General features: G+C 54.8%; 15 protein-coding genes. All 15 read left to right on the top strand.

What is annotated here, in order from left to right; all coding sequences use genetic code 11:
• The first annotated feature begins 13 nt into the window (after nucleotides 1-13).
• Genes tssB through INT33_RS11385 form a run of 15 tightly spaced genes read left to right on the top strand, consistent with a single transcriptional unit; the run spans nucleotide 14 to nucleotide 20,015 of the window.
• Nucleotides 14-520, top strand: a complete 507-nt coding sequence (tssB, locus tag INT33_RS11455; protein WP_192539512.1) for a type VI secretion system contractile sheath small subunit — start codon at nucleotides 14-16, stop codon at nucleotides 518-520.
• A 57-nt stretch (nucleotides 521-577) separates the two neighbouring features.
• Nucleotides 578-2,059, top strand: coding sequence for a type VI secretion system contractile sheath large subunit (tssC, locus tag INT33_RS11450; protein WP_193091936.1), 1,482 nt, complete (start codon nucleotides 578-580; stop codon nucleotides 2,057-2,059).
• Between the two features lie 15 nt (nucleotides 2,060-2,074).
• The gene (gene tssE / locus INT33_RS11445; RefSeq protein WP_192539186.1) at nucleotides 2,075-2,506 is read left to right on the top strand and encodes a type VI secretion system baseplate subunit TssE; all 432 of its coding nucleotides are present in this window, start codon (nucleotides 2,075-2,077) and stop codon (nucleotides 2,504-2,506) included.
• 18 nt (nucleotides 2,507-2,524) lie between these two features.
• Nucleotides 2,525-4,288, top strand: a complete 1,764-nt coding sequence (tssF, locus tag INT33_RS11440) for a type VI secretion system baseplate subunit TssF (RefSeq protein ID WP_193091935.1) — start codon at nucleotides 2,525-2,527, stop codon at nucleotides 4,286-4,288.
• Nucleotides 4,252-5,274: a type VI secretion system baseplate subunit TssG gene (tssG, locus tag INT33_RS11435; protein WP_193091934.1), complete on the top strand. Its 1,023-nt coding sequence runs from the start codon at nucleotides 4,252-4,254 to the stop codon at nucleotides 5,272-5,274. Before tssF ends, tssG begins: the two co-directional genes overlap by 37 nt.
• Nucleotides 5,275-5,278: 4 nt before the next feature.
• A complete protein-coding gene (gene tagH / locus INT33_RS11430) occupies nucleotides 5,279-6,670 on the top strand; it encodes a type VI secretion system-associated FHA domain protein TagH (RefSeq protein ID WP_193091933.1) in 1,392 nt (463 codons plus the stop codon).
• Nucleotides 6,667-7,206: a type VI secretion system lipoprotein TssJ gene (gene tssJ, locus INT33_RS11425; protein WP_192539190.1), complete on the top strand. Its 540-nt coding sequence runs from the start codon at nucleotides 6,667-6,669 to the stop codon at nucleotides 7,204-7,206. The genes tagH and tssJ overlap by 4 nt, the downstream gene beginning before the upstream one ends.
• Complete coding sequence (tssK, locus tag INT33_RS11420) at nucleotides 7,206-8,540, top strand: type VI secretion system baseplate subunit TssK (protein ID WP_193091932.1); 1,335 nt, start codon at nucleotides 7,206-7,208, stop codon at nucleotides 8,538-8,540. The genes tssJ and tssK overlap by 1 nt, the downstream gene beginning before the upstream one ends.
• Before the next feature lie 3 nt (nucleotides 8,541-8,543).
• Nucleotides 8,544-9,398, top strand: coding sequence for a type IVB secretion system protein IcmH/DotU (icmH, locus tag INT33_RS11415; protein WP_193091931.1), 855 nt, complete (start codon nucleotides 8,544-8,546; stop codon nucleotides 9,396-9,398).
• An 8-nt stretch (nucleotides 9,399-9,406) separates the two neighbouring features.
• Nucleotides 9,407-12,049, top strand: coding sequence for a type VI secretion system ATPase TssH (gene tssH / locus INT33_RS11410; protein ID WP_193091930.1), 2,643 nt, complete (start codon nucleotides 9,407-9,409; stop codon nucleotides 12,047-12,049).
• Between the two features lie 4 nt (nucleotides 12,050-12,053).
• Nucleotides 12,054-13,655 (top strand): sigma-54 interaction domain-containing protein, encoded by a 1,602-nt coding sequence (locus INT33_RS11405; protein WP_193091929.1) that lies wholly within the window; start codon nucleotides 12,054-12,056, stop codon nucleotides 13,653-13,655.
• A complete protein-coding gene (vasI, locus tag INT33_RS11400) occupies nucleotides 13,652-14,305 on the top strand; it encodes a type VI secretion system-associated protein VasI (RefSeq protein ID WP_193091928.1) in 654 nt (217 codons plus the stop codon). The genes INT33_RS11405 and vasI overlap by 4 nt, the downstream gene beginning before the upstream one ends.
• Before the next feature lie 7 nt (nucleotides 14,306-14,312).
• Nucleotides 14,313-15,755, top strand: a complete 1,443-nt coding sequence (gene tssA, locus INT33_RS11395; RefSeq protein ID WP_193091957.1) for a type VI secretion system protein TssA — start codon at nucleotides 14,313-14,315, stop codon at nucleotides 15,753-15,755.
• A gap of 41 nt (nucleotides 15,756-15,796) precedes the next feature.
• Nucleotides 15,797-19,447 carry a type VI secretion system membrane subunit TssM gene (gene tssM, locus INT33_RS11390; RefSeq protein WP_193091927.1) on the top strand — a complete coding sequence of 1,217 codons (3,651 nt, stop codon included), beginning with the start codon at nucleotides 15,797-15,799 and terminating at the stop codon, nucleotides 19,445-19,447.
• Entirely contained in the window at nucleotides 19,431-20,015 is a 585-nt protein-coding gene (locus INT33_RS11385) for a GNAT family N-acetyltransferase (RefSeq protein WP_192539197.1), read from the top strand. The genes tssM and INT33_RS11385 overlap by 17 nt, the downstream gene beginning before the upstream one ends.
• Nucleotides 20,016-20,595 lie beyond the last annotated feature (580 nt).

Below are 20,595 nucleotides of genomic sequence, written 5' to 3'. Positions count from 1 at the left end.
TAAAGGTGACACTATGGCAAAACAAGGGACGGTCGCGCCAAAAGAGCGCATTAATATTAAGTACGTGCCCGCTACAGGTGATCAGCAGGCCGAAACAGAGCTTCCTCTTAAACTGTTAGTTGTGGGCGATTTCAAAGGCGGCGAAGAGGATGCGCCTATTGAAGAGCGTCAAGCAGTCTCGATAGACAAGAATAATTTCCAATCGGTAATGCGCGAGGCGAATTTAGGGTTACAGGCTTCTGTGCCTAACCGCCTGGAAGAAAGCAATGAGCCAAATGATATGGCCGTTAATCTGGAATTTAAATCGCTTTCTGACTTCTCTCCAGATGCCATTGCAAAGCAGGTGCCGGAACTGCGCAAGTTAGTGGAGCTGCGTGAGGCGCTGGTGGCGCTAAAAGGGCCGTTAGGTAACGTTCCGGCGTTTCGTGATCGTCTACAGAAGCTTTTAGAGAATGATGAAGCACGCCAGCAACTGCTGAATGAGTTGGAGCTGATTGAAGCTGATAATAAAAGTGACTGATGTCACTGATTATTAAAGCGCTTTTTCATTCCTGGATAACGAACGTGGGACAACGCAATGAGTAAAACGGCCAAGCAAACAGCGGCAGCAGTTGAAACAGAAGCGGAAGTATCACTACTTGATCAAGTGATGGCGCAAACACGGATGGCGCCCGCCGATGAAGGTTACGATGTGGCAAAGCAGGGAGTCGCTGCCTTTATCACTGAATTACTCAATAGTGATACAGCGGCGCCTAATGTTAATAAAGGTCTGGTCGACAGCATGATTGTCGAGTTGGATCGTAAAATCAGTCATCAAGTTGATGAAATACTCCATGAAGATAGTTTTCAAAAGATGGAGTCTGCTTGGCGTGGTTTGAAATTGTTAGTTGATCGCACGGATTTCCGCGAAAACATTAAACTTGATCTTCTTCATGCTACCAAAGAAGAGCTGCTTGATGATTTTGAGTTTGCGCCTGAAATAACCCAAAGCGGCCTTTATCATCATGTTTATAACTCGGGTTATGGCCAGTTTGGTGGTGAACCGGTAGCGGGCATTATTGGGCACTATGACTTTGCCCCTTCAACACCCGACATGAAGTTGCTTCAGTATACGGCAGCCGTTGGGGCAATGGCGCATGCTCCTTTCTTGTCTTCAGTGGATCCTAGCTTTTTTGGTATTGATAGCTTTGAGGAGCTGCCCAATATCAAAGACTTTAAAGCGATTTTCGAGGGGCCTAAATATGCTCGCTGGCGCAGCCTGCGTGAATCAGAGGACTCACGTTATCTTGGTTTAACCGCGCCACGCTTCTTGCTGCGGATGCCCTACGATCCCGTTGAAAATCCAATCAAGACATTCAACTATCGTGAAGATGTAAGCGCGGATCACAGCCATTACCTATGGGGTAATACAGCGTACTTACTTGCTGAGCGTTTAACGGATAGCTTCGCCAAGTACCGGTGGTGTCCTAACATCATTGGGCCGCAAAGCGGCGGGTCGGTTGAGAACTTGCCGGTACATACTTACGAAGCGTTAGGGCAGTTACAGGCCAAGATCCCCACGGAAGTGCTGATTACGGATCGTCGTGAATTTGAAATGGCCGAAGAAGGCTTTATCTCGCTGACCATGCGTAAGGGCAGCGACAACGCTGCTTTCTTCTCAGCCAATTCCGTACAGAAGCCAAAAGTATTCCCCAACACCCCGGAAGGCAAAGAGGCCGAAACGAACTTCAAGCTCGGCACGCAGTTGCCTTACATGTTCATCATTAATCGGCTGGCGCACTACATCAAAGTGCTCCAACGCGAGCAGATCGGTTCCTGGAAAGAGCGCCAGGATCTTGAGCGCGAGCTCAACACCTGGATTCGCCAGTACGTGGCTGACCAAGAAAACCCGCCGTCAGATGTGCGTAGCCGTCGTCCCCTGCGCGCTGCTTCCATTCAGGTTTCAGACGTAGAGGGTGATCCAGGTTGGTACCAGGTCTCAATGGCCGTACGCCCGCACTTCAAATATATGGGGGCTAACTTTGAGCTATCGCTGGTCGGCCGTCTCGACAAGGAATAAGGGGCGAGCAGCACTATGGCAACTGACAGCAGCGGTTTATTAGGCGGACGGCTGTTTGAGCGTTTAGCTATGCATGAGGGCATGGCTGCGCGCGATGAGGGATGGCAACTGGCTGAAGCCGTTGAGTCAATCAAGCGGCATCTTGTTGAGCTTTTAAATAGCCATCCCGGTAACTGTGCATGCGCACCTGAGCTGGGGCTTCTGGATTTCAACGATGCCACGATTGGCGTACTGGATTTGGAGCTTAATATCCAGCACGCCATCCGGCAGTGTATTGAACGCTTCGAGCCACGCGTCCAGCGTGTGGAGGTCGAGTCACTCTCCAATGCGGGCGACCCTTTGCAGCTGCGCTTTCAAGTGCATGTGACCATTGCCCTTGGTCGAGATAACGCTCAAACCACCATTGATTTATTGCTCAATAACAAGCGCTATCAATGCACTAATTGATAGGCTCGTGAGGCACGCATGCTTAACCGCTACTACCGGGACGAACTCAATTTCTTAAAGCGCCAAGGGCGGGAGTTTGCGCAGGCAAATCCCGGTCTTAGCCGCTTTTTGTCCGAACGCAGTACAGACCCAGATGTTGAGCGTCTGTTAGAAGGTTTTGCGTTTTTGACCGGGCGCATGCGGGAAAAAGTGGAAGATGAGTTTCCAGAGCTTACCCACTCGTTAATTAGCATGCTATGGCCCAATTATTTGCGCCCGGTGCCAAGTATGACCGTCATACAGTTCACGCCGACCTGGTATGCATTAAGTCAGCACCACCAAATCTCCAGAGGTGCTGAGCTTTCAAGTGAGCCAATCGAGGGAACGTCCTGTATTTTTCGTACCTGCCATGATGTTGACCTCTACCCACTGGCCCATGTCGGTGTCGATGCGCGCCATATGCGCGAGTCTTCCATTGTAGAGCTGCGTATGGAAGTGCGTAGCGACCAGCCGCTAAGCCAGATTGGTCTGGAAACGCTACGTATTCACCTGGGCGGTGATGGATATACGGCTCGAACGCTCTATTTATGGATGAGCCACTATCTCACTCACATTGAGCTTGAGGTGGATGGTCAAAAACATAAGCTGCCGGCGGGGTCGATTCAATCGGTTGGCTTTGCACGCGACCAGGCGTTGCTGCCTTATCCACGAAATGTGCATCAAGGGTATCGCATCCTGCAGGAATACCTGTGTTTTCCTGAAGCATTTCATTTCTTTGATGTGCAGAATCTAAAACGTTATCTACCGGATGAAACGGCCGAGAGCGTTACGTTGCGGTTTGTTTTTTCACGCACGCTGCCTGCTGATGCACGCGTTCAAAATGAGCATCTTGCGCTCTATTGTACGCCTGCCATCAATTTATTTGAGCATGATGCTGAGCCGGTTGACCTTAGTGGAGAGCGCAGCGAATACCGTATCCGTCCAAGCAGTCGTCAGCCTTCCCATTACGAAATCTTCAGTGTTGATGATGTGCAAGGCTGGCGTGAGGGAAGCCAGTCTGGCGGGCAGGGAAAGCCCAGGCAGTTTGTTTCTTTTGAAAGTTTTGAGCATCAACTTGAGCGCGACCGGGGGCGAGACGCTTCTTATTACCGTGTGCGCGTTCGTGAAAGCTTGCGAAGTGATGGCTTTGACCACGATATCGCTTTTATTCGTGATGATGAGCGCCAACTGGTGGGTCAGCGTGAAACAGTTTCACTACGTTTGACGTGCAGCAATCGTGAGCTGCCTGAGCGGCTGACGGTAGGCGATATTAGCACCGAAACGCAGGATAGCCCGGCGCATGCCACATTTCGCAATATTACGCGGCCAACACCGGTGTTACGCCCCGCGCTAGACGACCAATTGTTATGGATGCTGATTTCGAATCTATCTCTTAATTATCTTTCGCTGCTTGAACGCGATGCACTTTGCTCCGTTCTGCGTGCTTACGATTTTAGAGCCAAGGTGGACCGCCAAGCCGAGCGCGTTGCGCAAAAAAGGCTGGCTGGCATCCTGGCAATTGAAACTCAGCATATTGATCGCTTGCGAAAAGGGCTGCCGGTGCGTGGGTTGCGGTCAGTGGTAACGCTGGACCAGGAGGCCTTTGGTGACGAGGGGAGCCTTTATCTTTTTGGTAGCGTGCTGGCACGTTTTTTCTCGTTATACGCCAGTATCAACTCATTTCATGAGTTGCATGTGATCAACCGTCATAACCAAGAGCGCTATACATGGACGTATCAACCGGGGCAGCAGCCCCTGATGTAGCGCTGGCGCCTCTTTTCCAGGGGGCGCGACGCTACGAGTTTTATCAACTCCTAGAACTCCTGCATCGCCACCATGGCGATGACCTAGAGCGGCGGCATGGTGACAACATGCCGATGTTCCAGCGCGTGCGCTACAAGGCCACTGCATCGCTCGGCTTCCCGAGCAGCGATGTACTGGCACTAAAAGCTAATGGGGCTGACCAGTACGAGATGGAAGTCAGTTTTATGGGGCTGCAAGGCGCTCAGTCTCCATTGCCAAGCTATTACCTGGAAGCGCTGGCCCACAACGCGGCGCATAAAGAAGGCGCGGCCGGTGATTTTCTGGATTTTTTCAATCACCGCCTGTTGAGCCTCTTGCATCACAGTTGGCGAAAGTATCGCCATTACGTGCGTTATCAGGATGATGCCAAAGATGGATTTTCAGCCATCGTATTTGCGCTGGTGGGGCTGGCAGATAGTGATTTGCGGGGCGATACGCCCATCAACTGGAGCAAGATGCTCGCGTATGCGGGGCTGTTGGCTGGCCGTTCCCGCTCTCCTGATGTGGTGTGCAATATTGTCGGGCACTGCTTTGACCTTGATGAGGTGGAAATTGAAGAGTGGGTTTCGCGCTGGGTAGAGATACCGCTAGATCAGCGTAGCCAAAGCGGCACGCTCAACATGACGCTAGGACAGGACGTTGTGGCAGGCGAGCGCGTTCGAGACGTCAACGGTAAGTTTGCGTTATGCCTGAAAGGGTTAAGTCTTGAGCGATTTCGCGATTTTCTGCCTGACGGGCAAGATTTTCCTGCGCTTAAAACGCTGGTCAACTTCGTTTTGCGCTCGCCGTTGGCATGTGACTTGGAACTTGAACTACTCGAAAGTGAAGTGAAACCCATGCGACTAGGCCAGGAAAGTTCTTGTCAGCTTGGCTGGACTACGTTTGTTGATCCCGATAACTCGAAGGCTCACCAGCGTCGTCGAGTACGTATTCAGATGACGGAATGATGATATGAGTACTAATCAGCAGTCAGCACTAATGATGGTTATTACCAATAGCGAGTTGCTAGAAGGACGCTCGACAAGCAGCCACGTTTTTCCACCGGAAGGGGGAACGTTAGGAAGCGCCAGCGACGACGACTGGTTATTACAGGATCACGCCCGCCGGGTTCATCCCTGCCATGCAGAAGTCTTGAAGCGTGATGGTCAGTTTTGCCTGATTGATCGCAGCGGACACACCTTTATTAATCAGGCCACGTTACCGATTGGGCGTAACCGTAAGGTGGCGCTGCGTAACGGTGATCAGATACTGGTAGGCGAGTACAAGGTCAAGGTGCACCTGGATGGTGTCAATGCCTTTCATGCCCGGGGAAAGTCGCTTTCTGATGTCGTCGATGAAGATAATGAGACCGTTGATGGAGAGGGCCGGCCCTTATCGGGAACGGAGGGCGACGTATCACCGCAGGAAAGCGTAAAGGATGACCCCTTACAAGCGCTGGGAGGCGACGAATCGTCACTTGCCAGCCGTGATCCTGTCACCGCGCTTTCTCGACATTCGGGAGGTGCTGCCGAGCTTGAGCCCTTGGAAGATATGCCAGCATCCCGCCCCGCTCAGAAAAATCATTATGCATCTGCCTCTCGCGGAGGCCAGCACTCACGCGATAGCGCAACGCAGATACCAGATATTAAAGCCCATATAGGTACAACGCAGTTAAGGAGCCGTGTGATGGACGAGCAACAGCTAGACGATTTGGAACGTTCCGTTGGCGAGCAGTTGGAAGATCGCTGGACATCACCCACGGCAGGCTCTTTCGACCATCTCAGTGTAGATCCCTTGCTACGCGGAATGAGCTTAACGCTGAATTTTCGTAATACCGAGGAGCAGCATGCCTTTCTAGAAGAGGCCGGGCGCACGCTGCGAGCGACTATCGAAGGGCTGTGCAAGCTTCAGGAAACGCAAAACGATAGCAAGTACCCGCTGCGTGACCGTCGGCTGCAGCCTATCGAAGATAATCCGCTGCGCCTTGGCCAGAGCTACGACGATACGGCTGGCACCCTGTTTGCTGCCGAAAGAAGCCCTGTCCACCTTTCAGCTCCTGAGGCGGTTGCAGAAAGCTTGCGGCATCAAGGCCAGCATCAAGCGGCCGTCGAGGAAGCCATTGGTAGCGCACTGGGCGCCATACTGGATGCTTTTTCCCCTGACGCCTTGACCCGCCGTTTTCACGCCTACCGCGGTGCCTCAAGTCGTATTGATGATGAAGGCAGTTGGGCATGGGAAATGTATCAGCACTATTACCGCGAGCTTAACTCAGGGCGCCAGCAAGGCTTCCAAAAACTGTTCTGGGAAGTATTCGAGCAAGCCTATGACCAGTCTGTGCGGCGCCAGCAGCGGGAGGCGCCATGAACGCAGCCAACGCGCTTCGCATAGCGGCTTTGCTGTTCATATTAATAATGCTTGGCGGATGCGCCTCCACACGCGAAGCGGCGGGTAAAACCTGGGAGATATTTAAGGATCCCTCAACACCTGTTGGCTACCCAGAGGAGCGGCCTACATTGGTCGACCTTAGCATGGTGGCTGAGCCCAACGTCAATCCTAATATTGAAGGAGAGGGAACGCCGCTGCGCTTTCAAGTACTTCAATTAAAAGATGATTCCATGCTGATGGCCGCAGATTTAGGTCAGCTTAGCGACGATCTGGAAAAGGCCTTGGGTACCAATTATCTGACCCACGACGATTTTACCTTGCTCCCCGGGCAGTGGAAGTTCTATGAGCCTTTCGAGGTTGACGAAGAGACACGCTATATCGGGTTGATAGCCTTTTATGCATCGCCTAATGAAGCTGAATGGAAAAAGGTCGTAAAAATAACCAGCAGTGGAGAGCACTATCATTTGCTGGTGCATTTACGCGATAGCGAAGTGGAACTAAGGAAGGAGGAGTGATGGCCAGCCGTAACCGCGTGGTATGGAGCGAGGGGCTGTTTATCAAGCCTCAGCACTTCCAGCAGCAGCAGCGCAGCATGGAAGGATTGATTGATGCTCGGTTAAAAGGCGTCAGTAATTACCTCTATGGGTTTTTATCGCTTGAGCTTAATCGGGAGTTCTTGAGTTTTGGTAGAGTCGCCATTGGTCGTGCCAGTGGCGTGACGCCGGACGGTGTGGCTTTCCGCTTTCCTGAGGACGACCTTGAACCTACGCCTTTGCAAATACATGACGCGGGCCTTGCCAATCAGGTGGTTTACCTGGGTATACCCTTGTCGACCGACGGCGTGGGTGAGGTCCGCTGGCCGGACGATGAGCTGCCTGCTCGTTACCGGCTCGCTGCTCAAAGTGTGCGCGACCTGCATTCGCAAGAAGGTGTTATAGCTGATCTGGAGGTCGCGAAGGTCGCGCCTCGCCTGATGCTGGAAAACGACGATAGAAGTGGCTACGCCTGCTTGGCTGTTGCCCGCATTATCGAGCGTCGTCCAGATGGCAGCCTGGTACTCGATGAGCATTTTCTGCCCACGCTGATGAGTGTTCAGGCGGCTCCTGGGCTGCTGCGTTTTGTGGGCGAAATGGCCGGCCTGATGCGTGAGCGGGCGCGAAATATTGCACAGCTCCTATCAACGCCGCAGCAGGCGGGCGTTGCCGATGTCTCTGACTTCATGCTGCTGCAGCTATTAAATAGGGCTCAGCCGCGCTTCCAGCATCTGGCTCGCTTGGGGCACCTGCATCCTGAACGCCTCTACGACACCATGCATGAGGTTGCCTGTGAGTTGGTGACCTTTACTGACGAGTCCCGCTTACCGCCTGAGTGTCCTGCTTACGATCATGACCTTCCAGATCGGGCGTTTCGTCCCTTGATGACCATGCTTCGCCAGGCGCTTTCGACCGTACTCGAGCCGCGTGCGATTGCTATTCAGCTGCAGACACGTCGTTTTGGCCTGCTGGTGGCATCGCTTAACGACACCACGCTGATTGAAAGCGCTGAGTTCATTCTAGCGGTACGTGCCGATATGCCCAATGAGCGCCTGCGTAAGCTCTTTTTACAACAGACCAAGATTGCCAGTGTCGAGCGGATTCGCGATCTGATCAGCCTGCAGTTGCCGGGCGTGCCGCTTGAAGCGCTGCCGGTGGCGCCACGCGAGCTGCCTTATCACGCCGGTTACACCTACTTCAAATTGGATCGCCAAAGTGAAGCGTGGTCGATGCTGGTCGGGGCCAGTGGTTTTGCCTTCCACGTGGCGGGCGAATTCCCTGGGCTGGAGATGCAATTTTGGGCCATTAGGAGCTAACACATGCAGCACTTAACAACAGATTCGGCAGGGAATGGTGGTGCCGTGGGTGTTGCTGATCGTAAAGATCCTGTGCGGCACGAGGATCTCATCCAGGACAGCAGCCTGGATGTATTGATACACAAGCACGCCGATCACTTGAATGCCGATGAGGACTACTGGTTTCGCCTGCGTGGCCACAATATCAATCCAATGATTGATGCCGCGAGCAGCCTGCTGGGCATGGTGGTACGGGTAAGACAGTTGGACAGTGCCGGTGATATAGACCGCCTGTATCGACAAGTGGTCGATGAGGTCACTTCCATTGAAATCGAGCTGACAGAGCAGGGATATGACCGACCCACCCTGCTGGCCTATCGCTACGTGCTCTGCTCGTTTGTTGATGAAGCTGTGATGGGAATGTCCTGGGGGCGGCAAAGCAAGTGGGCCGAGCATTCGTTGCTGACACGTTTTCATAACGAGACATGGGGCGGTGAAAAGGTGTTCTCGATTCTTGCTCGCTTGCAGCAGGAGCCCGAGCGTTACCTCGACATGCTGGCATTTATCTATCTTTGCCTATGCCTGGGGTTCGAGGGGCGCTATCGGGTCATGTCCGATGGCCGCGAGGAATACGAAAGGATTGTCCGCGCGCTGGGTGATCAGCTTGCGGGCTTGAGTCCTCAGCCAGATGAAATCCTCACCACACCGCTGAGCAATGTCGTCCATACGCACCACCAGCGTGCCAGTCAGGGGATGCCCAGCTGGGCCATATTTGCTGTTTTTTTCGTGAGCATGACACTGATTTATTTAGGCTTTTCATGGGCGCTTGATCAGCAGGCCGAGCACGTAACATCCCTACTTAATCAACTTCATCGTTAGGAGGCATTATGCTCAGGGTAGAGCTTTCGGCATTGATTGGTCGTCTTAGTGTTATCGCCCGTCAAGGACTTGAACAGGCGGCCGTGCTGTGTGCCCAGCAACAATCCCCTGAAGTGACGGCCGCCCATCTATTGCAGGCGCTAAGCGACCAGCCGCTTTGCGATGTGCGTAGTTTATGCAATCACTTCGATATTGACGTTGCCAATCTGCGTGCCCAACTTGGCGAAGAGACCCGGCCTCCCCGCGACTTCGACGTGGTAACACCAAGTTTTTCACCGCTTCTGGTTGAGTTGCTGCAGGACGCTTGGCTGCTGGCTTCCACCGAATACCAGCACGCTGAGCTGCGTAGCGGGGTGATCTTTATCGCACTCCTGCACAATGTGGAACGTTATTTGAGCAGTGCTACCAGCCGATTGCTGGCCGATATCAATCGCGAGGATCTACGCCGGCGGTTTGAAACGCTAACGGCAGATTCAGCGGAAGCAGTACATGAACAGAGTGAAAAATCAGGGGCTGCCCACAACGTATCACGCGAAAGCGACAGCGCGCTGGCGCGCTTTGCTACCTCACTGACCGAGCAGGCGCGTAGCGGCGAACTGGACCCGGTACTGGGGCGTGATCCAGAAATTGACCAAATGCTCGACATCCTGGGCCGCCGGCGCAAGAACAACCCTATCGTGATTGGTGATGCCGGTGTGGGAAAAAGCGCGGTGGTTGAAGGACTAGCCTCCAGAATCGTGGCGGGTCAAGTGCCAGCAGCGCTCAAGGGGGTCGAACTTTTAACGCTTGATCTGGGTGCGTTACAGGCTGGCGCCGCGGTGAAGGGCGAGTTTGAAAAACGCCTTAAAGCGGTGATCGATGAAGTCAAGAACGCGCCTCGGCCCACGCTGCTGTTTATTGATGAAGCGCACACACTGATTGGCGCGGGCAACCAGGAGGGCGGAGGTGACGCCGCTAATTTGCTGAAACCAGCGCTGGCACGCGGTGAACTGCGCACTATTGCCGCGACTACTTGGCGCGAGTACAAGAAGTACTTCGAGAAAGATCCGGCGCTTTCACGACGCTTTCAGCCTGTGGCGCTTTCTGAGCCCAGCGTAGAGCAAGCGCTGGTAATCCTGCGCGGGCTGCGAGATGTCTATGAGCGCGCCCACGGCGTGCTGATCGGGGATAGTGGGCTGCGCGCCGCGGCGTCTCTTTCTGCCCGCTACCTGGCGGGGCGCCAACTTCCCGATAAAGCCATCGATGTGCTGGATACGGCATGTACGCGGTTGGCGCAAGCGCTGGATACGCCGCCACGCAAGCTAAGCCACCTGAAAAGTGAACACACCGCCGCTCTGCGCGAGCGCGACCAGTTAGCCCGTGAAAGGCTGCTGGGACGAGAGCCAGACGCCTCGGTAGGTCAAACGCTCAACGAGCGCTTGGTCACGCTGGAAGAAGAACTCGCGACGCTTGAAGCCGCCTGGCAGGAGCAGCGTGAATGCGTTGACGCCATTGTCACGCTGCACCGTCAGCTCTTGGATAACTCAGACGAACGTGCCCAGGGTGACGATCATCCCGCTGAATTTTGCACGCCTGAGCAGCTACACACCGAGCTTGCCGAGCGGGAGCAGCAGTTGACGCGCCTGCAGCAGACGCATGCGCTGGTAAACCCAAGCGTTGAAGAGGCACAGATTGCCCAGGTAATTGGTGATTGGACGGGCGTGCCTGTGGAACGCATGACCAGTGACGAGCTGACCCGACTCACGGAGCTGCCGAGCCACTTGGGGGGACTGATCAAAGGCCAGGACATCGCGATCGAGCGGGTGCATCGCCACCTGCTGACAGCACGTGCGGATCTGCGCCGCCCGGGGCGCCCGTTAGGTGCTTTCCTGCTGGTCGGTCCCAGCGGCGTGGGCAAGACAGAGACCGTGGTACAGATCGCCGAGCAGCTTTACGGCGGACGTCAGTTCCTGACCACGATCAACATGTCCGAGTATCAGGAGAAGCACACGGTTTCCCGGTTGATTGGCTCTCCTCCCGGCTATGTCGGATTTGGTGAGGGCGGTCTGCTAACCGAAGCCATGCGCCAGCGTCCTTATTCGGTGGTGCTGCTGGATGAGGTGGAAAAAGCACATCCTGATGTCTTGAACCTCTTCTATCAGGCGTTTGATAAAGGCGAGCTGGCCGATGGGGAAGGGCGCATTATCGATTGCAAGAATGTGCTGTTTTTCCTCACTTCCAACCTGGGGTACGAAGCGATCGTAACGCACGCTGATAACGCGGCGGCACTGGATGACGCGCTTTATCCCGTTCTTGCCGATTTCTTCAAACCCGCGTTGTTGGCACGCATGGAAGTAGTGCCTTACTTGCCCCTGGCAGACGATACCTTGCGTGACATTGTGGGCGCCAAGCTGGCTACGTTGGTGAAACGTATTGAGGTGCAACATCGTCAGGCGCAGGTGGTGATGGATGACGCTTTGACGGACGCCATATGCCGCCGAGCAACGCGCAGCGAAAACGGCGCGCGTATGCTGGAGTCGGTCATTGACGGTGAGTTGCTGCCGCCGCTTTCACGCGCGCTGCTGGAGCGTATGGCACGTCGAGAATCGGTAACGCGTGTGGAGCTGGGTGTAGACAGCGAGCACGGCACTTTTACCGCCAGTGTGGCATAACGCGATGACGGCCATTGCAGCTGCTCCTACGGCACCTAGTGAACGTCCATGGCATCGTGAGTTAGCGGCGATGCCACTGGCACTGCGCTTGGTAGAAAGCTCAACTTCGGTTGTGCTGCGTGAGCGCGTTTCAGAGTTATTGCGTCGTCAGGTAGGCATGGCGTGGTCAGCATGTCTATATCTTGAGGGCAGCGGCCGCTGGCTCGGTCTGGATGACAGTGAAGCCCAGTTCGACTGCAGCGATTTTCGTCACCCTTACGCGCATGTAGTGCGCAGTGGCAAGCCGTTACTGCTTAGCGTAAGGGATGCGCGGACGCGCTTGGATCATCCTGACTTTCAGGCACAGATCGCGTGTCTGAATCCCCAGCTTCACCTGCTGGTGAGGCCGCTTCGCGGACAGGATAGCCGCAAGACCTGGCTGGGCGCGTTAGTGATGGCAGGGGACGCCAGCACGCTCGAAGCGCTCGTTGATGATCCGGGAATGGGCGCGCTTGAAACATTTGTATGTCAGCTATGGCAACGCCTGTCTCAAGAGCAGGGTGAGCGACAGCGCTCACAAGTGCTTAAAGCATCGCTCGAAAAACTCAATGATGGGGCGCGCCGCCAAGCGCTTGCAGACCAGCTTGCCAAGGGTCTATTGGGGCAATCCGCGGCTATGCAAGCGCTGCGCGGGAAAGTGGTTCGTGCAGCGGAGACCAATCTGGCAGTGCTGTTAGAAGGGGAAACCGGTACCGGGAAAGACTGTGTGGCGCGGGCGCTGCATCAGCTGTCAGCGCGCTCCAAAGGCCCTTTCATGGCGATTAACTGTGCCGCGATTCCTGAGGCGCTATTGGAATCTGAACTGTTTGGCCATGAGAAAGGCGCGTTTTCTGGCGCGGATCATGCGCGCGAAGGGCTTATCAGCCAGGCTGATGGTGGCACTCTGTTTCTGGACGAAATAGGCGATATGCCGCTAGCCCTGCAAGCCAAACTGTTGCGTGTGCTGGAAAGCGGTTGCTATCGCCCGCTGGGCGCGAGTAATGAGCGTTACGCTGACCTGCGGCTAGTGGCAGCCACCCACCAGCCGCTACGTGAGCATATTAGCGAAAAGCGATTCAGGGCGGATCTTTACTACCGCCTGGGGCAGTTCCCGTTAGCGCTGCCGCCACTTTCACAAAGACAGGGCGATATCGCCTTGCTCGCCGAGTGCTTCATTGCGGACTTTTGTGCAAGAGAGGGACGCCACGAGATGGGGATTACCCCAAGCGCGTTGCGCGTACTCAACGCCCGAGACTATCCAGGCAATGTGCGTGAACTCAAGAACCTGGTGGATTATGCCTGCGCAATGACGCCTGACGGTGCGGATATCGATGTTGGCATGTTGCCAACGATCCAAGCCGAAGCGCCGGATTCATCGTCACCCATGCCTCTTGCACCTCAGGAAAAACTCTCCTTTCTGGAGAATGTAGATGATTTGAAAGAGGCATTGCGTGATGTGGAAGCGGCCATCATCTCCCAACGACTGGCACATTTTGATGGTAACCGAACCCAGGTCGCCAAAAGTTTAGGGCTACCCAAACGGACGCTCGCGCATAAATGTCGGCTGCTGGAACTGGATACAAAATGAACATGATATTGCGAAAACATGGCCTGGCCATGCTGATAGCACTGTGCGCAGGCTCTGTCACCACTATGCAAGCCACGGCGAATGATCAGGCACTGCTTGATGCCGCGCATACCTGTGCACAGGAAAACTCACGTTTGGACCGGTTGAGTTGCTATGACCAGATTTTTCTTGCCCCGGAGAAACCCGACAACGACGGAAGCGCTTTACCTGCCTTGTGGGATGCGATTGCACGGCAAGAGTCGCAGCGAACAGAAGAAAATACCGGCCTGCTGTTCAGTGAACAGGGTGAAGATGTGTTGATGAGTGCGCCAGCGCTTGGCACCACTCCACCTCGGCCGACCTTGGTGATTGCGTGTGAAAAATGGATCACACGCTTTCAGCTACATCTTCCTGAGCCTATTGAAGGTACTCGCGTAGAGGTGCAGCTTTCATCCAGCAATCGCTCTATCAATCAGCAGTGGCGGATCAGAAACGATGGCCATGTGATTAGTGGTGGGCGGGGGTTGCCCGCCATCGAAACATTGAGGCAGTTTTTGAATGCAAGCGATCTACGTTTGCAAAGCGATGTCGTCGCACTGGATGGGCTGCGTTTTGATGTCACCGGGCTGAACGACATGATAGATCCCTTGCGCGAAAACTGCGGCTGGTGAGGTGATGATGCGTATTACCGATGCAGAGCAGCTTGCGCCTTTACTGGCGCCTTTAGAGAAAAATGCCGAAGGTCATGCGGTAGGGGAGCCGGTTGAAGAAAGCAGCAGTTTTTTAAAGCTCGAAGCGGAAATGATGAAAATTGGTTCGCTCCAGCATGGCGAGGTTGATTGGGTAGCGGCCGAAACGCTGGCTATCGACATGCTAAGCCAGCAAGGCAAGGACGCGAAGGTATTAAGCCATCTATTGCACTGTTTTCAGCAAGAGGGCAATGCCCGACGGTTTACGCTATCGCTGCAACTGCTGAGCCAGTGCTTGACCGCATGGTGGGACGTTGCCTACCCGTTTACAGGCCCGCGCGGCGCCAAGATGCGCCCTCGCCTGTTCCAGCAAATTGCCCAACGTACGGCCAAGCTGGCGAGCAGTGTGCGTATTGGCGACGAAGAAACATATCAGCACTGCATCAACGCGCTGACGGTGTTGCGCGCAACCGTAACGGAGAAAGCATTACCAGATCAGGCGCTTGATGAGTTGCAGCGGCAAATTGAAAGCCTGCAGCCGGCTAAAGGCACGTCCGCCACGAATACTTCGCCCAGTGCTGGCGATACGCCCTCGATATCTGCAGAAGAGCAGGCATCGAATGAGACATCAGCCCCCACAGCAAAACTGCCTGAAGTTCGCATGGAGTCGGGTAATGAGCGCGCTAACCGGCAGGCGATTCTTAAAATGGCGGATTTTTTGGCCGAGCAATCACCTGGTGAACCACTGGTTTACCGGCTCCGCCGCTACGCCGTCTGGGGTGTCATCCAGGCGCTGCCCATGTCGCGTAACGGTGGGCGTACTGAGCTGGCGCCCGTATCGGGGGATCGTGTCGCGGAGTATCGCGATAGCTTGTCGCGGGGTGGAGATCTGGCGCTATGGCAAAGGATCGAGAACAGTCTGGCGGTTAGCCCTTACTGGCTTGAAGGACATCGCCTGAGTGCTGAACTTGCTCAACACCTGGGGCATTCGCGCTGTGCCGATGCCATCTGTGAAGAGACGCGCCGTTTTGTCTCCCGCTTACCCGGTATTGAAAAACTGACGTTTAACGATGGCACGCCGTTTGTGGAGGAAGAAACGCAGCGCTGGTTACACCAGCCAGCGACGCCCGCAGCAGCCCCCGCGGGCCAGGGCGATGTCTGGCAGGAGAGCTACCAGGCGGCGCTAGAAGCACTGGATAGCGAAGGGTTGGCCACCGCGCTCAAGCAGCTTGACCAAGGGCTTGCCAGCGCCAGCTCACCGCGTGAAGCGGTGTATTGGCGGCTTGCCAGCGCGGATCTTTTACTAAAGGCCGGTTTGAAGAGCTTGGCACACCAGCACTATCAAACGTTATACGACACGGTGACCACGCTGGCGCTTGAACAGTGGGAGCCAGGCCTGGTGTCTCGGCTGCAATCATCGCTAACCGTATAACGTAAACCAATATGACCACTAGGGACGAGGACTAAAGGCGCATGTGGACAACGATAAAATCCAGGTTGAGCCGCTGGGTGCCCGGTTTTTCGCGGGCACAAAGTGCTCATAATCAAGCGAAGGCACGCGGTAACCGGGTAAAGGGATTAACTAAAGCATCCTCGGTGATATGGCTGTTACTGGCAGCGTTACTGCTCGTTGCCATTTGGTGGTTTGGTCCCGGGTGGTCATTTCGTGATCACTATCCGTTAGCCTCTTTGACCAATCGATGGTTGGCAACGGTTGTGCTTGTGGCGGTCGTTGCCGTGATATGGGGGATTCGTCTTGCACGTCGTTTGAAGGAGGTGGATACCCAACAGCAGAGCGAAGCAGCACGCAGCGAAGACCCCATTCTTGCCGAAGTCGAGCGCCAGGAAGCATCCTTGAATCAGGTGCTCAGCGAGATCATCGATAGCCTGGGGGCGGGCTCAAGAGGGCGTTATCGACTGCCCTGGTATTTGGTGATGGGGGTCGAGAATGCAGGCAAGACCAGCCTGATCAACCGTTCAGGGCAAAACTTCACGCTCACTCACGTGATGAAGGCTTCCGGGCGTCAAGCAAAGAAGCAGCTTTTTGGATTTGACTGGTGGATCGGCGACAAGGCTGTCTTGATTGACCCCGATGGCGAGCTGCTGACCCAGGGCGCTCTGGAAGAAGGCGAGCCTCAGGCCCTGCAGAGCCGACTATGGGATCATTTTGTTGACTGGTTGGATCGTAACCGGACGCAGCGCCCCTTGGATGGTGTCGTGCTGGTACTGGATCTGGCACGGTTGAGCCATGCGCAGGTCACAATCCGCAAGGCGTATGCTGCCTTGCTGCGTAGTCGTCTGCGTGAGCTTATGGAACGCCATGGTTCGAGGCTGCCGGTTTATGTCACGTTCAGCAAAATGGACCTGCTGCATGGCTTTGATGACTTTTTCCGTCGCTACTCGCGTGCCGAGCGTAAGGCGCCGCTAGGATTTACTTTCTCCCCTGAGTCGATAGATTCGGCCGGGCAGTGGGAAAAAGAGTTCTTGGGTGCTTATGACAGCATGCTGGAGCGCTTGAACAGTCTCATGCCCAATATGCTTGCCGAGTGTCGTGATCGTGAGGAACGTGAGTCCATATTCCGCTTTGTGCGTCAGTTGGCTGGCCTGCGCGATGTGCTTTTTGGTTTTCTGAACGATATTCTTTCCAGCGATCAGTTCTCAACCGCCGCGATTGTACGTGGTACGTACTTCACATCGGTATACCAACAGGGCGTACCCGAAGATCCCTTTGTTGATGCCGCCGCACGCCGCTATGGCATGTCAGACAGCGTACAGCCGGCCCACCGTGCGGCGCGCAATGCGCTTTACTTTACCGAAGAGTTGTTTGAAAAGGTCATTTATCCGGAGGCAGGGCTTGCCGGGGATAACGCCAAGGTGATGCGTCAACGCCAGAAAGTACGTCAGGCGTGCGTGTTTACCTGCATCGCTGGCAGCGTCTTGCTTATAGGTGGGTGGAGCTACTTCTACCAGAAAAACTCTGCTGCATTGGCAAGCGTTGAGCAGCGCATGGAATCCTTTATTGCCGCGCAGCCAGACACCTTCCAGAACGATGACCCGACGGGCTATGAAATGCTAGAGCCATTGAATCGTCTGCGCGATGCGCTGCAGACCTTTGGCGATTTTCGGACACATTCGCCCTTTCTGGCGGACATGGGGCTTTATCAGGGCCATTTTGTCGGTGGGGAAATCGAGAATGCCTATCTGGCCATGCTGGAATATCAATTCCTGCCCGCCATCATGCTGGGCATCGTTGACGATATGAACCGTGAAGCGGAGGGCAGCAACGGCAAGCTGGCGCTATTGAGGATTGTGCGCATGATGTCCGATGCCAGTGGTCGTCAACCTGAGCGCGTACACGACTTCATGGAGCGCCGTTGGCAACTGCTGTTCCCTCAGCAAGGTACTGTTCAGGATGACTTGCTGGCGCACCTGGACTACGCGCTACGCTATGGCGATTTAGAAGGACGAATTGCGCAGGGTGACCGCCAGGCTGAAATTGCGATGACACCATTGCGCGGTAGCTTGAACGCTGCACAGGAAGAACTGTCGCGCCAGCCGATGGACGAGCGTGTGTATGCCACGATGAAGACCAACAGTCAGCGTCAAAACGATGCACTGGATTTGCGTCATGGTGTAGGCAGCATGTTCAACACGGTCTTCATGGCGCGAAACGACGAGCCTGCCTATTTGCAGCTGCCTCATTTCGTTACCCAGAACGGCTTTGAAAATGGGTTCCTCAAGCAGCTGGACCAGGCCACCGAGCTTGCGCTTATTGATTTATGGGTATTAGGCCAGCGTGACAATATCAACTTCAGCAGCGCTGATCAGCGCCAGTTGCAGGATGACTTGCGCGAGCACTATACCAGCGACTACCACGTAAGCTGGCGTGATGCCTTGAGTAATACCTTCCTTGTTCCGCTGCCCGATATTCGTCAAGCGATTGTGGTTGCCGATGCGTTGGCAGGCTCTCAGCGGCCGCTTGATCGTCTGTTGGCCGAGGTGGAGGGCAATACAAGCCTCTATCCGGAGCTTCCCGCGGATGACGAAGCAGCGCGTGAAGCGCTGGAAAACTCGCAACGCTACCAGATGGCGCATGCTATCGAGCAGCCCTTCAGGGCTATCAATCAGCTTGCCCAGGAGAACGGCAGCAGCGCGGTAGAACTTTCCGAAATCAAACAGGCCATTGCAGAACTGCGTGACTACCTGCTGGATATTGAAGAGGCGGGGGACTCAGGTCAGGCAGCTTTCCTCCAAGCACGCGATAGGCTTTCCCTGCGCGGTAGCGACCCCATCCATAATCTGCAACGCATCGCTGAAAACTCACCTGAGCCGGTAGCCAGCATGCTGCAAAGCCTAGCTGATCAGAGCTGGCAGCTCATCATGGCGCGCGCGATCAGTCATCTGGAAACCTTATGGCTGGATGCGGTGGTAGCACCTTATCAGACCCAGTTGGCAGGCCGTTATCCATTGGTGCCCAACGCATCCAGTGATGTGGCACTGAATGATTTCGAGGATTTTTTCGCACCCTCGGGCATTCTGGATACGTTCTATCAAGACAACCTCAAACCCTTTATCGAAGGCGCGCCCGAGTATCTGGTGGATGCTCAGGGAAATTCCTTGCTGCGTGAAAGCGTGCTGGTGGCAGTTGAGCGCGCTGAAAAAATTCAGCGCGCCTATTTTGATCGAGATGGCGCACTGGACGTTGAGTTTGCGCTAGAGCCGATCAGCTTGAGTCCGGACAAGCGGCGTAGCGTTATCAGCGTTGATGGGCAACTGATCGAGTACACGCACAGTGCGGCAAGTCGTGTTTCGATGATCTGGCCCAATGCGCTGCGCGGCGGCACCGATAGTCGTATCACCCTGGTGCCCAGCCAGGTCAACCGCTCGCCCCGCAGCATATCGCGCGACGGCGCCTGGGCATGGTTCCGCTTGCTGGATGAAGCTGAGCTAAGCCGTGAGGACGAACGCAATCTTGAGGTTCGCTTTACAGTGGATGGGGGCAGCATGCGCTACCGCCTAGGTACGAACGGTGGCCAAAACCCCTTCAGCCGTTCGCTGGTAGCGGGCTTCCAACTGCCATCGGCCCTCTATGCGGAGCAGGAAACGTATGCTAACGATACTTAAACGCGTTTTTTCGCTTCCATCACGTGCCGAGCGTCCCCAGCGCTCGGTGCTGCAGTCCGCGGTTCAGCACTTGGTGGAAGCACAGAGTGAAGATATAGACTGCTTTATTGAAGCCGTATACCAAGCCGATGCGCGCGGTCATTCACCTTGGGTCATTCGTGACAAGGCGTACCTGGATACGCTCAGGCGTGCATTGGAATTTACTGTTCATCGTCAGGTCTGGCTTCAGCGTGAGCAGCAGCAGGTTGCCCATTGGCAAGGCAGGCTACTGGCGCTACGCCATGGTGAAGGGCCACCGCTGGGCATGTTGCTGGCGTGCCGCCCCGATGACGAAGCCGCCTGGCAACTACGCTTTTTCTTTATCGATAGTGATTGGAAAGGTAGCCGCCACGGCACGCGGCTACTTCAGGCGGCCAAGCGCACACTGTATGGCGTACCCATACAGGTACGTTTACCGCTGGAGTGCGCCTCAGCCGTTTCAAGCCTCGAAGCGGCAGGCTTTCAGCGCATGCACGTAGATGCCGATAACGTTGCAAGCTTTGAGGCGCCCGCCCAGTGGGATGAATAAAATGATCTAAGGATGTTAACTACACACCCTGGCTTGAAAAAGGGGCACTCAATATTGGCAAGGAATTTGTATCGGTAGAGGACATTGGTACTGAGCACCACGGTTATGCTCCCTCATCTGTCATCGCAGGCAGTGCCTCCGCCACAATTTTCGTGGACGGTAAACTCGTTGGGTTAACAGGGCATTCGGTTAACCGTGGAGATGTCGTCATCGGCAGTGGTAGCGGCGGGGGCACTTAAGGTAGTGAATAGGACCGATTGTTTTTTGCCCTTAGATTACCCGGCTCTACTGATGCAGTAGGTACGTTTCTACCGTACCTGCCGATACACCGAATGCCTAATGCCTAGCGAAATGCATCTTGCCTGAACTTAGCGGCCTATCAGTGCGGCGATATATTTATCAAAATGGACAACCTTGAAAAGCGCTTTGAAGTAACGGTGCTTCTTTCACTTGGCATTTATCCTACATACCCCTTTAAAGCACGCCAAGCGCAGAACAGAATATAAATATCTAGAGCGTCTAATGATCTATAGTGCTTCTCACACAAGCTAGGCGTGTCATCAAGCGTGCCTAGGGCTTG

Origin of the sequence: Halomonas colorata, from assembly GCF_014897985.1 — a bacterium.
Classification (GTDB): Bacteria; Pseudomonadota; Gammaproteobacteria; order Pseudomonadales; family Halomonadaceae; genus Vreelandella; species Vreelandella colorata.
The sequence above is the reverse complement of the archived record's forward strand: the minus strand, read 5'-3'. Positions and strand labels throughout refer to the sequence as shown.

Coding starts and splice junctions, on each gene's coding strand:
- tssE (WP_192539186.1), top strand. CDS start 2,075: ATGGCAACTGACAGCAGCGGTTTATTAGGCGGACGGCTGTTTGAGCGT.
- tssG (WP_193091934.1), top strand. CDS start 4,252: ATGGACGTATCAACCGGGGCAGCAGCCCCTGATGTAGCGCTGGCGCCT.
- tssH (WP_193091930.1), top strand. CDS start 9,407: ATGCTCAGGGTAGAGCTTTCGGCATTGATTGGTCGTCTTAGTGTTATC.
- tssB (WP_192539512.1), top strand. CDS start 14: ATGGCAAAACAAGGGACGGTCGCGCCAAAAGAGCGCATTAATATTAAG.
- tssJ (WP_192539190.1), top strand. CDS start 6,667: ATGAACGCAGCCAACGCGCTTCGCATAGCGGCTTTGCTGTTCATATTA.
- tssA (WP_193091957.1), top strand. CDS start 14,313: ATGCGTATTACCGATGCAGAGCAGCTTGCGCCTTTACTGGCGCCTTTA.
- icmH (WP_193091931.1), top strand. CDS start 8,544: ATGCAGCACTTAACAACAGATTCGGCAGGGAATGGTGGTGCCGTGGGT.
- tssK (WP_193091932.1), top strand. CDS start 7,206: ATGGCCAGCCGTAACCGCGTGGTATGGAGCGAGGGGCTGTTTATCAAG.
- tssF (WP_193091935.1), top strand. CDS start 2,525: ATGCTTAACCGCTACTACCGGGACGAACTCAATTTCTTAAAGCGCCAA.
- INT33_RS11405 (WP_193091929.1), top strand. CDS start 12,054: ATGACGGCCATTGCAGCTGCTCCTACGGCACCTAGTGAACGTCCATGG.
- tssM (WP_193091927.1), top strand. CDS start 15,797: ATGTGGACAACGATAAAATCCAGGTTGAGCCGCTGGGTGCCCGGTTTT.
- tssC (WP_193091936.1), top strand. CDS start 578: ATGAGTAAAACGGCCAAGCAAACAGCGGCAGCAGTTGAAACAGAAGCG.
- INT33_RS11385 (WP_192539197.1), top strand. CDS start 19,431: ATGCTAACGATACTTAAACGCGTTTTTTCGCTTCCATCACGTGCCGAG.
- tagH (WP_193091933.1), top strand. CDS start 5,279: ATGAGTACTAATCAGCAGTCAGCACTAATGATGGTTATTACCAATAGC.
- vasI (WP_193091928.1), top strand. CDS start 13,652: ATGAACATGATATTGCGAAAACATGGCCTGGCCATGCTGATAGCACTG.